Raw genomic sequence first — 13,359 nt, forward strand, 5'->3', positions numbered from 1 at the left:
TGTATCGTCTCGCTTCCATCTTTTTTTCTACTATATCATATGCACTCTAGAGAAATACAAAAAACGCCAACTACAGCAAAGCGCTAGTTGACGTTTTATTTCAATATTGCAGAAGTAATCTTGTTACTCAATGCGCTCCAGATTCCCATTGGCGTCCATTTTGAATCTGGATTTAAGCTCTTCCTCATCATCAGTGATTAAAGCTAAGCGCCGAGCCCGGTCCATAATCTGAATCAGAGCTTTATAATCATCATTCACAACACGATAGTCGGTTTGCACCTCATTCACTTCTTTGGACAGCCGGTCATTAATGGAGCGAAGCTGATTCAATTCTTCTTCCTTTTCCCGTAAATCTTTCTCCAGCATCTTAATCTGCCGATTCGTTTCCTGGACAGATCCCTTCCATTGACGCAAGAAGCGAATTACTGCATCAATAGATAACGTATCCTCACTCGTACCATCCGTTCTGTACCCACCTTCGACTGTATCAAGCGAGGCAAAAGCCGCAACCTGTGATACACCTACCGGGTTCTGCTTACGGATATAACTACGCTTCTGGCGCTGTGCTTTGGCAATGCTAATCGCTTCATCATAACGTTTGCGCACGCAGCTGTTCCAACGAAAGCCGCATGCTGCAGAGGTTCTTCCGATTTTTTGACCAACCTCCTCAAACGCAGCGAGCTGCGTCCCACCTTCACGGATATGCCGCAATGTCACCTCCGCCAATATCAAGTCATCTTCCACACTCCATGCATCTTGTCTTATTGCAGTCATGCCTCTAGCCCTCCTAACAACATCCTGAAATAACCGTCTTCATGAACCGATCTTGCCGGTATTTGAATAGGGTATAAAAGCTGTTTATTCATTCCTATGCCTCTCGTAGAGTTCATAGAATCTATTTGATACTAAATTGTATTTCCATTTCTGCAAGAACTCATACGTGAACGTAAACAGTTTCGGGTTTCAAGCATGCTCAGACTGCTGTACAATAAAATGAATGGTTAAAGAAACGGAAAGGATCATATACATTACTATTAGTTTTTTTCGGGAATACATAAAAGGGGAAACCAAATGAATAAACGAGTAAAAATCACAATCAGCACCCTGCTGACCACTATTATGATGCTAACTTTCATATATGTACGTCCTACTCTGGCCGCTCCCTCCCATGAAGAAAATCAGATTTTACAAGATAGCCTGTCGATTGTAGAGATAGACCATGAAATTGAGCGAATCAGTCAAGAGCAGCAGACTCTTTTGCAGCGTCAGCGGGAATTGCGAAGTAATCTCACCGTTCAGCAAGAGCAAATGACCATACAACGGAAGCGTGCAGGTTCTGTGCTGCGATCGTATTATATGGGAGAAAGGGACAAGCTGTTGAGTGTAGTGCTAGGGGCGAAAAGTATAAGGCAGCTTCTCTCTCTGTACGATTACTACTTATTATTGATTAGTCACGATCAGGATGTGCTTCAAGAATACGAATCCAATTATCAATCTATGCGAAAAACAGAACAACAAGTCACCCAAGCCTCAATGGAATTGGAGACAGTCAAAACAAACTTACTGGCACAACGCAAACGCATTATCCTGCTTCAGTCGCGTGTAAATGACGGCGTTAACGCCAGTAATGACCCGGATACCCTACGCAAGCTTATTGGCGAAATGACAGCTTATTGGGAGAATGTAGGTGTCTACGAGGTAAATAAGCACTTTAAAGCATTAGCTCAAGCTATGCAGGATTTACCGCAATTCATTCAACAACAACAAGGTGCCATGGTTACAAATGGAAAAGTCATTACGATAAGCATTCGTGAAGAGGACTTTAACCGTTTTTTAAAGTCAGAAAATGATTTGTTTAATCACTTCAACTTTACATTTGCGCAGGATCAAATTATGGTAGAAGGCCAACAAGGAACGATGAAATTAAGGGTAGAAGGTCACTACACGGTAGAGAATGAACCGAAAAATGCAATTTTATTTCATGTGGACCGATTAGTATTTAATGGTCTGGAACTACCTGATACGACCCGCAACAAGCTGGAAAAGGATTTTGATCTGGGTTTCTACCCACAGCAGCTTATTTCCTATGTCAAAGCCACAGAAGTACGCACTTTAGCAGGAATGCTTGAAGTTAAGCTCGAATTAAACTTTAAATAAGCTTTTGCTCACTTTCATTGTTCTGAATTTTTACGTATACAAAACAAGAGACCCCGGGATATTCCCGAGGTCTTTATTATTGTCATAACGATAGGGATTTTATAGCAGATCGGCTGCCAACTGCGCGAGCTTGGAGCGTTCTCCTTTTTCCAACATAATATGCCCACTAATCCCTTCTTGCTTAAACCGCTCCACCACATAGGTTAGACCGTTACTGGCTGCATCCAGATAAGGGTGATCAATCTGCTCCGGATCTCCCATCAAAATAATCTTGCTTCCCTCACCCACCCGGGACACAATCGTTTTGATCTCATGTCGGGATAAGTTTTGCGCCTCATCGACTATAATAAATTGCCCAGGTATCGAACGCCCGCGAATATAAGTAAGTGCCTCCACCTGAATACTGCCCAAGCCCATCAAAATTTTGTCGATATCACCTGATTTTTTGGCATCAAACAGATACTCTAGATTGTCGTAGATTGGTTGCATCCACGGGCGAAGTTTTTCATCCTTTTCTCCCGGTAAATAACCAATATCCTTACCCATAGGAACAACAGGCCGAGCAATCAGCAGTTTCTTGAAGCGATGTTCATCCTCTACCTTAAGCAAACCTGCCGCCAGCGCCAGCAGCGTTTTGCCCGTACCCGCTTTTCCTGTAATGGTCACGAGGGGGATATCGTCATTAAGCAAAAGCTCCAATGCCATCCGCTGTTGAGCATTACGCGCGCTGATTCCCCACACCGATTCGTTACTTAAGTACAGCGGCTCTAATCGCTCTGCCTCCTGATTTACTTTCAGCAAAGCTGATTTTCCAGTTCCCATTTCATCTTTCAGAATGACAAATTCATGTGGATACAGCGTATAAGGTAGTTCCAGTGGCTTGATTGGTAAAAAACGGTTAGAGTAAAATTCATCTATGATGGACGGGTGCACCTGTATTGCCGAGTATCCGGGATATAGCTCACTTAGATCGCCTGTTCTATCGGATAGGTAGTCTTCGGTCAGCAGTCCCAATACATCTGCCTTGATCCTGACCAGCACATCTTTACTGACCAAAACGACCGAACGTGGTTCAGGCTGCTCTTGCTCTTCCAGATGGTAATTCAAGGCAACCGCCAAAATCCGGTTATCGTTCGAAACCTCCCCGAACATCTCCTGAACTTTTAAAAAACTTCGGTGGTTTAACTCAACCTTAAGCCTTCCACCTTGGGGAAGTGGAACGCCACTATGCAGATGACCCACTTCTCTCAACCCGTCCAACAATCGCGATACATTGCGGGCATTCCGTCCAATCTCATCCGCGTTGCGTTTTTTGGAGTCGATTTCTTCCAGAACTACAGCTGGAATAACAACTTCATGTTCTTTGAAGGTAAAAATGGCTTTCGGATCATGCAGCAGCACATTCGTATCCAGCACAAAAATTTTCTTCATTAAATCCCCTCCAAAGCGGCGTGGACAATCTCGTGTTTCATACCTATACCTATTCACCGGGTACCTAATACTTGCTGATTCCCTGAAAAAAGAACCCCAAAGCAGCATAAAACAACGAAAAGTTGTAAGTGAAGATAGCCTCTGAGCCTGTCCATTTTTGAAATTAGACACAAAAGGCCCAGTGATTGCTCACTGGACCTAGACTTGGTTCACTATAACTTTAGACATACCTCAACCCCCTTATGTTATATAAGAGCTTTACTCGCTGCGAGTATAACATAAGTGGGAAGAAAGATACATACTCAGGAATTGGAAGAAGCTGCGGTATTGTCGCTTGCTTTTTTAGCTAATTCCTCTTGTAGCGCTTGCTTGGCCAAATCGAGCTGTTGCTCATCAATGTACACATACGGGCTACGCCACGTTCCTGCTACCGGATTGTATTTCACATTTTGCTTGGAAATATTCCAATAGGTTTGTACGATATTTTTCATTTGCTGTGACTCGATATCTGTCATCATATTCTTATCAACCGATTTAATAATTGCACTAAACTTGGTCAAAGCGTTAAAGGATTGCATTTGGTCAATTAGGGAATGAAGCACCTGATTTTGTCGACGATTACGATCAAAATCGTCAGATTCAGCTGTTCTCGGACGGCAATTCGATTTGCGGTAGCGAACAAAATCAAGAGCCTGATCACCGTTCAAATGCTTGGCTCCAACTGTCAGGTTAATATCGGTACCATCTGCACGGTCACGATAACACATGTTTTTATCAACCGTCACATCTACGCCACCCAAATTATCTACTACATCTCTAAAGCCCTGGAAGTTAATAACCGTCACATAATCAATATCAATGTTTAAATATTTGCCAATCATCTTCTTCATTTGTTCTTCAGCAACTTCGCCAGATTCTTTCTCTCTAGCCTTAAACACCGGATAATACTCATTCAACTTGCGAGGTTTATATCCATCCATTTCTAGACGCGTATCGCGCGGTAAGGACACGATGGTAGACGATTTAGTATTGGGGTTCAATGTAGCTACCATAATAACGTCGGACAAATAAGTCGGATGATCAGGGCGGTAATCGGTTCCTAGCAATAAGATAGTCAAAGGCTTAGCTTCTGCCAATTGTGTTTTGGGTACTTCCTTGTTGATCCCCGTATCCAAAACTTCCTCTACCTGATTGTAAATATAGTAGGTATAACCACCTGCTGCCAAAATACCTATAATAAGCAGAAACAAGACAAACTTCATAAACGATCTGAAAAAGCTTTTTTTCTTTTTCGTTTTTTTCGGTTTGGCGGATTTTTTCCCGCTTTGTGTCCGGGGAGGCAATCCGTTCGAAAGATTACTCATGCTTCAACACCTTTTCCTGCGTTTTGAGAAATATAGCTTTCTCCAAGTTTACAATCCTAAAACACACACAGCGGCGCATCCCGTTCCCGGGCGTCGCCGCTGTGGCCAAAGACCAATCTAATCAATTACATATTTGCTTGTGCTGTTTTACGTTGTTTCTCCGCACGCTCGCGTTCACCTTTGTTCAAGATCTTTTTACGCAAACGGATAGCGTTAGGTGTAATTTCGCAATACTCATCATCATTCAGATATTCGAGCGCCTGCTCCAAAGAGAAAATAACAGGTGTTTTCAGTTTAACTGTATCGTCTTTTGTTGCTGAACGAACGTTTGTCAGTTGTTTTTCTTTACAAATGTTAACGACAATGTCGTTATCACGTGTGTGCTCCCCAACGATCATACCCTCATAGATTTCAGTACCTGGCTCCAGGAACAAAATACCGCGGTCTTCCACGCCCAGCATACCATAAAAAGTAGAGCTGCCGTTTTCCGTTGACACGAGTACACCCTGATGACGTCCACCTACTTGACCGCCAACAAATGGTCCATAGCTGTCAAACGCATGGTTCATTACGCCATAACCACGAGTCAAAGTCAGGAAGTTTGTAGTGTAGCCGATCAGACCACGTGCAGGGATCAAGAATTCCAAGCGAACCTGTCCGGTTCCGTTATTAATCATGTTAACCATTTCGGCTTTACGGGAGCCCAAACTTTCCATTACCGCGCCCATGCTTTCTTCCGGAATATCAATAAGGAGGCGTTCGATTGGCTCCATTTTCTTACCGTCAATTTCCTTGACGATAACTTCCGGTTTGGACACTTGCAGTTCGTAACCTTCACGACGCATGTTTTCAATCAGGATACCCAGATGCAACTCACCACGTCCGGATACAATAAAGGCGTCCGGGCTATCTGTTTCATCAACACGTAAGCTGACATCCGTTTCGAGTTCTTTCAGAAGACGCTCACGCAATTTACGGGATGTTACCCACTTACCATCACGACCTGCGAATGGGCTGTTGTTAACCAGGAAGGTCATTTGCAGAGTTGGTTCATCAATCTTCAGTACAGGCAATGCTTCAGGATGATTTGGATCAGCAATGGTTTCACCAATGTTGATATCTTTAATTCCCGCAATCGCCACAATGTCACCAGCGCCCGCTTGGTCAGTTTCAATACGTTTCAGACCTTGGAAGCCGAACAGCTTCTCAATACGCGCTGATTTACTGCTACCATCACGCTGCATAACTGTGACTGCTTGCCCCTGCTTGATGATACCGCGGTTTACACGACCTACTGCAATTCGGCCAAGGTATTCGTTATAGTCCATCAGTGTTACGAGGAATTGAAGAGGCTCATCTACTTTCTCAGTTGGAGCCGGAATGTGCTCTACAACTGTTTCGTACAATGCTTGCATGTTATCGTCTTGCTTTTCAGCATCCATGCTGGATGTTCCGTTCAGCGCCGAAGCGTACACAACAGGGAATTCCAATTGCTCGTCATTCGCACCCAACTCGATGAACAGATCCAGTACTTCGTCAATAACTTCTGCCGGACGAGCTGCCGGACGGTCAATTTTGTTTACTACAACGATTGGCGTCAGATTTTGCTCCAGCGCTTTACGCAGTACGAATTTCGTTTGCGGCATGCAACCTTCGTAAGCATCAACGACGAGCAAAACACCGTCAACCATTTTCATAATCCGTTCCACTTCGCCACCAAAGTCGGCGTGTCCCGGTGTATCTACAATGTTAATCAGATAATCTTTGTAAGTGATAGCTGTATTTTTAGCCAAAATCGTAATACCGCGTTCACGCTCCAGATCGTTGGAGTCCATGGCGCGCTCCTGAACAGCCTCGTGTTCTCTAAATGTTCCGGACTGTTGAAGCAGCTTGTCGACAAGCGTCGTTTTTCCGTGGTCGACGTGGGCAATAATCGCAATATTGCGAATGTTTTCTCTAGCATGCATGGTTTGTATCCATATCCTTTCCGTATATCAAAATAGTGTCTCTATCCTGAAGCAGTGCTGATTCAAGGCTAACAATCGTTCTTTAGGCCCACTCCCTGCCAGCCTTCTATAAGTTTCAGGCTTTGTACAGACAGCTTCTCTCTCCGATTCGCGTGAAAACCTTAAAATAAGCGTCAGAAATCATTCCGACGCTCTTATCATATCCATTATATTATAGTTGAAATATGTCATAAAGCAAGACATTATTGCCTGTTCCGTAATTTACCGCCATAAAATCTCACAGCTTGTCGTTTACCTTTTGCGTTTGCCACGGTTGTTTAGGACCAACCAGATTCCAGCGCCAATCAGTAAAACTGCAATAACATATATGATACCCGTTCTTAGGGAGGTAATAACCAATAAAAGCACCGATACCAAGCCCAATATTACGCCCCCTGTATATACATTGCGAGAAAGCGAAATATCATTAATGGCGTACTCCCATAATCCAATCGCCACACCTAGAAGTAACAAAGGCCATAAATAGGCCATTAAATGCCAGCCCCAAATATTGCAGAGCAAAAATAAGAAGCCATAAACCGACAAAATCCCTGCCGGCAGCAACATAAAGGGTGAAACTTTACGCTTCATGTACATTGCATGCAGTACGATTCCAGGTATTAAAAACAGCAAAGGCCAAAAGTTTCGTCCCAAAAAGGAGAACGCCCCCAGTTTCCCCAACAAAATAATCAGTCCTACGGCAACAATGCCCACTCCGATCATACGCTCTTTTCCGGAATTCATCGTGGTCTCCTTTGTTTGCTGAATTTGTTTTTAGGTCTCTTAATGTGATTGTTTTTAAGTATATTTTTGTGAATATAGAGCCTTTACAAAACCCGAGTAAACCTGGCATTCGCAAAAACTCTATGTCTATTTTAGCCGATGTTTTCCAAAAAAACTACGTTCAAATATGGCGAGATCGTAACTGACGATATATACCTGCAACGACAACTGCTGTTGCCAAGAGTCCCGGTAACCATGCATGTATAAGCTCTCCCGTACCTGCTAACCATACACCCAATCGGGGATCACGCAGTAGCATTTCTCCTGCCGTAAAAGCCAGGATTGCAGATCCGAGCAAAACAAGTACAGGGAACCGGTGAAGCCAGATCGCAATCACGTTGCTGCCCCAGACGACAATCGGAATACTAATCGCAATCCCAATGACAATAATGGCGATATCCCCATCTGCTAGGGCTGCAATAGCTAATACGTTATCTAGACTCATCACAAAGTCCGCTACCAGAATCACCTGTATAGCCTTCCATATGGTTGTTTCTGCTCTTACTCCCACATGATCCTCATTCTCATAAAGCAGTTTAAACGCAATCCATAACAGAAGTAGACCGCCTGCCGCCTGAATAAAGGGTATGCCCAGCAAAATGACAGCTACAAAAGTCAAAACACAGCGCAGGAGGACTGCGCCGACTGCCCCCCACCATATAGCTTGACTCCGCTGCCTTGCAGGCAAGTTTTTGCTCGCCATGGCTATAACAACTGCATTATCACCGCTTAACACCAAATTAATCATTAATATTTTCAACAGCAAAATGATATGCTCCATGTGTACAAACACCCCCATCCTACTTGTATGCGAAATAGGACGAGGCTATGCTTATAAGCCTTGTCAAATAAGTCATCATTTATTAAAAATTGATGTCAAATTTATTGAGCAAAGACCTTGAAATCAATAACAAACAGCAATATAATGAATCGTATTTCCGAAAAACGGGTATTAAAATAAACAACATACAATGATTTTAGGATGTTTAATCAGGGAGATGAGAACGATTGATATGTCCGGACTTCAGTTCTTTTGGCTACTGCTTAATGTGATATTTATTGACCTTCTGCTCGCAGGAGATAATGCGATTGTAATTGGACTTGCCGCCAGAAAGCTGCCTCCTGCAACGCAAAAAAAAGCGATACTGTACGGTACCGGTGGTGCCCTTCTCATTCGCATAGCAGCCACCATTGTGGTACTCTGGCTGCTTCAAGTACCATGGTTGTTACTCATCGGGGGTGTCATGTTAGTCTGGATCGCGTATAAGTTGCTCGTAGACCAGGAGGACCATACCGAAGTCAAAGCGGGAACAACGTTATGGGGTGCTATCCGCACGATTGTTGTAGCCGATGCGGCTATGGGTCTGGACAACGTGATTGCTGTTGCTGGCGCGGCCCAGCAGCATTTGCTCCTTGTAGTGCTGGGACTATTAATCAGCGTACCGATCGTTGTATGGGGAAGCACTCTTTTTATCAAGTTGATCAATAAATTCCCTTGGATTATCTATTTAGGATCAGCTGTGCTTGGTTATACAGCCTCTAATATGATTACTGAAGAACGTAAGCTGGAACCCTACTTTACTGAGCACCCTGCGCTGCGTATCTTGTTTATTGCCGCAGTCATGGCAGGTATTTTGCTCACAGGATATCTTCAAAATCGCAGAGCAGTGTCCAATCGAGAAAAAGCCGTCTAAAATGATTCAAAAACTGTTTTAACTAAAATAAAAAGGCAGACCCAAAATAGCTGGCGGGTCTGCCTTTTTGTTTAAAACCAATCTTCCTGTATAACTTCCTCTTTGCGCCCCTCTATAGCTCCGCCTGCCTCCAGGACAAGCGTCTCCGTTGTAGTCACAGCCTGTTCAATCAACACATTTAAATCCCGAATAGAGGCTTCAATCTTTTGAACAACCCACAAATTTGGATTGGTCGTTGGGGATTTAGGAACAAACAATGTGCAGCAATCCTCATAGGGGAGTATCGATAGATCGTAGGTGCCAATCTGCTTTGCGATTTCTGTGATCTCCTGTTTATCCATCATTACGAGAGGTCGCAGCAATGGTAATTCTGTCGAACGGCCAATCACATTCATGCTGGATAACGTTTGACTAGCGACTTGCCCCAGACTGTCGCCTGTCACGAGTGCCAGTGCTCCTTCACGCTCAGCCAGCATCGTGGCAATTCGCAGCATAGACCGTCTCATTAGCGTAATAATCAGATTATCCTGTCCAGTGCGCGTAAAGGCCGTCTGCACCTCTGTAAACGGTACAAGGTGGATTTTGATCCGACCCGCATAGCCTGCTAATACCCTTGCCAAATCAATAACCTTTTCTTTCGCACGTTCACTTGTAAATGGATAGCTATAAAAATGTACACATTCGATTTCCAATCCTCTACGCATGGAAGACCATCCTGCTACCGGGCTGTCAATTCCACCAGACAGCAGCAGCATAGCTTTACCGTTCGTTCCTAACGGAAAGCCCCCTACAGCCATAATAACATCGCTGAATATATAGGCCGCCTGCTCTCTAACCTCCACACGTAACTCAATATCTGGCTGATGTACATCGACCCTCAACGCTTGAAACTCTCGCAATATAGGAGAACCAATTAAATGATTCATCTCTTGTGAGGAATGAGCAAACTCCTTCCATACTCTGCGGGCATTTACCTTGAACGTCGTTCCCTCGGTCACATTCAGCTCACGCATCAAAGCTACAGCGGTCTCAATGATAGCACCCAGCTCGACAGGAGCCATTTTGACAGGACTTATTGTCGTGATGCCAAACACTTTTTGTAACACCTGAATGATCTGTTCATAAGGCTCTCCTCCAAGAACCACATAAATCCGTCCAAATTCCTTCCGCAAAGAAGCACCGGGAAACGGTTTGAGCAGCAGCTTCACGTGATTCAGTACTGCCTTTTCAAAACGAGTCCGATTCTTCCCTTTTAATGTAAATTCACCGAAGCGAAGTAACAGCATATCATAGTGCATTTTAACGTTTCCACCTTTCAAGGGATTCCAGCTTGGCTACAGCCTTTCGCAGTGCAAGTATAAGCTCATCGATATCCTGTTCCGTATGTTCATCACCGAAGCTAATACGAATGCCGCCAGACGCTTCCGCTTCATTGCATCCCATCGCCAGCAGCACCCGACTGGGTTCAGCCAATTTCGAAGAGCAAGCTGATTTGGTGGATACTACCACACCCAGTTGCTCCAGCGTATGCAGCATTACCTCGGCTTTCATGCCTGGATACGAAAAGTGGATAATATGCGGCGCTTCTTCCCCGCTGTTCAGCCGCAGTTGAGGGAGTGTCTTCACTTCTGCGACCACCCGTTCTCTCCACTCGGTCATACGGCGTGCTGTCTCTACTTGCCGTTCGCCCGCCAACCGTATCGCCTTAGACATACCGACAAGCAGCGGTACATTTTCCGTACCTGCACGAAAACCCTGCTCTTGAGAGCCGCCACTATGCAGTGGGAAAAGCTCTACACCTTCCCGAACGAATAGTAGTCCAGCACCTTTGGGTCCACGCAACTTATGCGCAGAGAGGCTGTACAGATCAGCCTGCCATCCCCGGATATCAACCTGTAGCTTTCCAAACCCCTGTACACCGTCAATATGAAATAGTACACGAGGGAACTGTTTCTTCAGCGCAACTCCGATATCATGCAACGGTTGCACCCTTCCCGTCTCATTATTGACATGCATGATACTGACTAAAATCGTATCTTTACGGACAGCGGCACAAACCTGTTCGGCGCTCACATGCCCTTCTGCATCGACAGGTAAAAATGTAACCTCAAAGCCCAGATTTGTCAGTTGTCTGCAAGCTTCATACACAGACGGGTGCTCTGTCGATACAGTAACAATATGCTTGCCTCTGGTCTGATACTGCAAAGCTGCTCCCTTGATAGCAAGATTGTTGCTTTCCGTTGCCCCAGATGTGAAGACAATCTCTGATGGATGCACTTCCAAAGCCGCAGCACATACTTCGCGCGAACGCTTAAGCAACTTATCTGCATCCTCTCCATATCGATGCATCGAGGATGGATTCCCGTAGTGGCGTCTCATGACCTCGGCAACTGTTGTAATCACCTCTTCAAAAGGCGGAGTTGTCGCGGCATAATCAAAATATTTCATTGCACTCCCCTTTTCCGCTCTATAGCTGCTGCAACAAAAAAAGACCAAAACAGGGAAAGGCCGCTACATTATAGCGACACCCTTTCCCCATATTGATCCTGTCTGCGGACCTAATCTAATTGAAATTACGCACTTTTTTCGTTGTAAGCTATAGGGCTTAGATCGTATATTTTTCACGTGCATTTTGAATTTTGGTAATATATCTTTGCGTTTCCACCGGAAGCTTGTCCAGTACAGCCATTAACTGTTCATCACTATTTACACCAAGCCGCTGCACCCGTCCGGGACCTGCATTATATGCAGCCAGCGCCATATTTTCTTGTCCGTTAAATCGTTTAATCTGGTAGGACAAATAACGAACACCGGCATCAATATTTTGAACAGGATCGTATGGGTCGCTGACCCCCAGGCCTTGAGCCGTAGCATCCATAAGCTGCATAAGCCCTTTGGCTCCGGCCGAAGAAGTGACCGACGGATTAAACGAAGATTCCGTATCAATAACCGCTTTAATCAACGCTACTGGAACGCCGTATTTCTGGCTAGCCTCGTTAATCAAATCATCATATGCTGTAGGTGTTGTGGGTCCGTCTGTTGCTGTGCTGGAAGGAGCGCGGTACAATGACGAAGCCGTTCCCCTCGAAGGTCCCAATTGAAGCCATAGCAAACCGTTTTCGTCTCTAGTAACATCACTTGAATTTTCTCGTGTCACAGCACCATCTGTTTCCAACTGACCTACTTGTTCCAGTAATCCGGAAAAAGCGTCCGTTGTACCCGTCTCAGTTGTAGCACTCATATTATTTAACAGCTGCATGTCTAACATGGACTTGGACACGCGCGGATCAATTTGCATGTGGTGTTCCCAACTTTCTATAGTTGTTATATCCCAAATAGCTTGTCATTACTGCTATGATACAACTTTTTACTATGTACTTCCATACCTTTTAATGAAAAAAAGCTCCGTTTCTGTCGAAAAGACAGCGGAGCTTTATAAATCAGCTTTAATGTAATTATATCACTAAGATGATTTTTCTCGGATATACAAAAGAAAACTGAGCTTGTTCTCCAGTAAGGTCAACGAACAAACGGGATAAAAGCAAAATAACTCAATGTCGCCAGCGCCCCAAGACCAATCGACCAAATGCCGGTCGTTTTGCTGCCATTCACATAAGCAAAAAAACCTAAAACTGCAGCAATAGGTCCCAGCACAATTGACCACATAAACAATGAGGCAATTCCTGCAGCCAGACCAATATAGCCAGAAATACGGCCACTATTGTTTATAACCTGCTCTTCACCCTTAACCTCATGTCGAGTCACAGCTGAGCCGGGAGCAACCTCTGCTGCATATTCCTCACGATCATTACGGCGCTTGGCAGATCGTTCATGAATGTGACGGGGGTAATCTACACGTTCGCGGCTAACATGCTCTTTACTCTGATGCTTGTCATTTTCATGATCTTCCATAATAAACTGCAC

12 protein-coding genes are annotated in these 13,359 nt (G+C 44.5%); 2 read left to right on the top strand and 10 right to left on the bottom strand.

Annotated elements, in window-relative coordinates:
• Nucleotides 1-123: 123 nt before the first annotated feature.
• Nucleotides 124-774: an RsfA family transcriptional regulator gene (locus NLX78_RS09965; RefSeq protein ID WP_254325272.1), complete on the bottom strand. Its 651-nt coding sequence runs from the start codon at nucleotides 772-774 to the stop codon at nucleotides 124-126.
• A 297-nt stretch (nucleotides 775-1,071) separates the two neighbouring features.
• Between NLX78_RS09965 and NLX78_RS09970 the strand changes: the two genes are divergently transcribed.
• A complete protein-coding gene (locus NLX78_RS09970; RefSeq protein WP_254350283.1) occupies nucleotides 1,072-2,157 on the top strand; it encodes a hypothetical protein in 1,086 nt (361 codons plus the stop codon).
• A gap of 99 nt (nucleotides 2,158-2,256) precedes the next feature.
• Here NLX78_RS09970 and NLX78_RS09975 read toward each other — a convergent pair whose 3' ends face one another.
• The 5 genes from NLX78_RS09975 to NLX78_RS09995 all read right to left on the bottom strand — a co-directional run bounded on the left by NLX78_RS09975 (nucleotide 2,257) and on the right by NLX78_RS09995 (nucleotide 8,522).
• A complete protein-coding gene (locus NLX78_RS09975) occupies nucleotides 2,257-3,588 on the bottom strand; it encodes a PhoH family protein (protein WP_023989462.1) in 1,332 nt (443 codons plus the stop codon).
• Nucleotides 3,589-3,890: 302 nt separating this feature from the next.
• A complete protein-coding gene (locus NLX78_RS09980) occupies nucleotides 3,891-4,952 on the bottom strand; it encodes an LCP family protein (RefSeq protein WP_250268838.1) in 1,062 nt (353 codons plus the stop codon).
• 125 nt (nucleotides 4,953-5,077) lie between these two features.
• Nucleotides 5,078-6,919, bottom strand: a complete 1,842-nt coding sequence (gene typA, locus NLX78_RS09985) for a translational GTPase TypA (protein ID WP_061828529.1) — start codon at nucleotides 6,917-6,919, stop codon at nucleotides 5,078-5,080.
• Between the two features lie 291 nt (nucleotides 6,920-7,210).
• Complete coding sequence (locus NLX78_RS09990; protein ID WP_103049630.1) at nucleotides 7,211-7,702, bottom strand: hypothetical protein; 492 nt, start codon at nucleotides 7,700-7,702, stop codon at nucleotides 7,211-7,213.
• A gap of 160 nt (nucleotides 7,703-7,862) precedes the next feature.
• A complete protein-coding gene (locus NLX78_RS09995; RefSeq protein WP_254350284.1) occupies nucleotides 7,863-8,522 on the bottom strand; it encodes a TerC family protein in 660 nt (219 codons plus the stop codon).
• Between the two features lie 217 nt (nucleotides 8,523-8,739).
• Here NLX78_RS09995 and NLX78_RS10000 point away from each other — a divergent pair, with 217 nt between their 5' ends.
• Nucleotides 8,740-9,435, top strand: coding sequence for a TerC family protein (locus NLX78_RS10000; RefSeq protein WP_254350285.1), 696 nt, complete (start codon nucleotides 8,740-8,742; stop codon nucleotides 9,433-9,435).
• A gap of 71 nt (nucleotides 9,436-9,506) precedes the next feature.
• Here NLX78_RS10000 and thiI read toward each other — a convergent pair whose 3' ends face one another.
• The 4 genes from thiI to NLX78_RS10020 form a co-directional block, all read right to left on the bottom strand.
• On the bottom strand, nucleotides 9,507-10,733 hold the full coding sequence (gene thiI, locus NLX78_RS10005) for a tRNA uracil 4-sulfurtransferase ThiI (protein ID WP_254350286.1): 1,227 nt from the start codon (nucleotides 10,731-10,733) through the stop codon (nucleotides 9,507-9,509).
• A gap of 1 nt (nucleotide 10,734) precedes the next feature.
• A complete protein-coding gene (locus tag NLX78_RS10010) occupies nucleotides 10,735-11,883 on the bottom strand; it encodes a cysteine desulfurase family protein (RefSeq protein WP_254350287.1) in 1,149 nt (382 codons plus the stop codon).
• Nucleotides 11,884-12,040: 157 nt separating this feature from the next.
• Complete coding sequence (locus NLX78_RS10015; protein WP_254350288.1) at nucleotides 12,041-12,733, bottom strand: lytic transglycosylase domain-containing protein; 693 nt, start codon at nucleotides 12,731-12,733, stop codon at nucleotides 12,041-12,043.
• Nucleotides 12,734-12,954: 221 nt separating this feature from the next.
• Entirely contained in the window at nucleotides 12,955-13,347 is a 393-nt protein-coding gene (locus tag NLX78_RS10020) for a hypothetical protein (RefSeq protein ID WP_061828535.1), read from the bottom strand.
• Nucleotides 13,348-13,359: the final 12 nt, after the last annotated feature.

It is taken from the genome of Paenibacillus sp. Lou8.1, from assembly GCF_024213565.1.
Classification (GTDB): domain Bacteria; phylum Bacillota; class Bacilli; order Paenibacillales; family Paenibacillaceae; genus Paenibacillus; species Paenibacillus polymyxa_B.

What these genes read in the sequence shown, in the direction of transcription:
- NLX78_RS09995 (WP_254350284.1), bottom strand. Translation starts at nt 8,522, where the DNA reads ATGGAGCATATCATTTTGCTGTTGAAAATATTAATGATTAATTTGGTG.
- NLX78_RS09980 (WP_250268838.1), bottom strand. Translation starts at nt 4,952, where the DNA reads ATGAGTAATCTTTCGAACGGATTGCCTCCCCGGACACAAAGCGGGAAA.
- NLX78_RS09975 (WP_023989462.1), bottom strand. Translation starts at nt 3,588, where the DNA reads ATGAAGAAAATTTTTGTGCTGGATACGAATGTGCTGCTGCATGATCCG.
- NLX78_RS09990 (WP_103049630.1), bottom strand. Translation starts at nt 7,702, where the DNA reads ATGAATTCCGGAAAAGAGCGTATGATCGGAGTGGGCATTGTTGCCGTA.
- NLX78_RS09965 (WP_254325272.1), bottom strand. Translation starts at nt 774, where the DNA reads ATGACTGCAATAAGACAAGATGCATGGAGTGTGGAAGATGACTTGATA.
- thiI (WP_254350286.1), bottom strand. Translation starts at nt 10,733, where the DNA reads ATGCACTATGATATGCTGTTACTTCGCTTCGGTGAATTTACATTAAAA.
- NLX78_RS10010 (WP_254350287.1), bottom strand. Translation starts at nt 11,883, where the DNA reads ATGAAATATTTTGATTATGCCGCGACAACTCCGCCTTTTGAAGAGGTG.
- NLX78_RS10020 (WP_061828535.1), bottom strand. Translation starts at nt 13,347, where the DNA reads ATGGAAGATCATGAAAATGACAAGCATCAGAGTAAAGAGCATGTTAGC.
- NLX78_RS09970 (WP_254350283.1), top strand. Translation starts at nt 1,072, where the DNA reads ATGAATAAACGAGTAAAAATCACAATCAGCACCCTGCTGACCACTATT.
- typA (WP_061828529.1), bottom strand. Translation starts at nt 6,919, where the DNA reads ATGCATGCTAGAGAAAACATTCGCAATATTGCGATTATTGCCCACGTC.
- NLX78_RS10000 (WP_254350285.1), top strand. Translation starts at nt 8,740, where the DNA reads ATGAGAACGATTGATATGTCCGGACTTCAGTTCTTTTGGCTACTGCTT.
- NLX78_RS10015 (WP_254350288.1), bottom strand. Translation starts at nt 12,733, where the DNA reads ATGCAAATTGATCCGCGCGTGTCCAAGTCCATGTTAGACATGCAGCTG.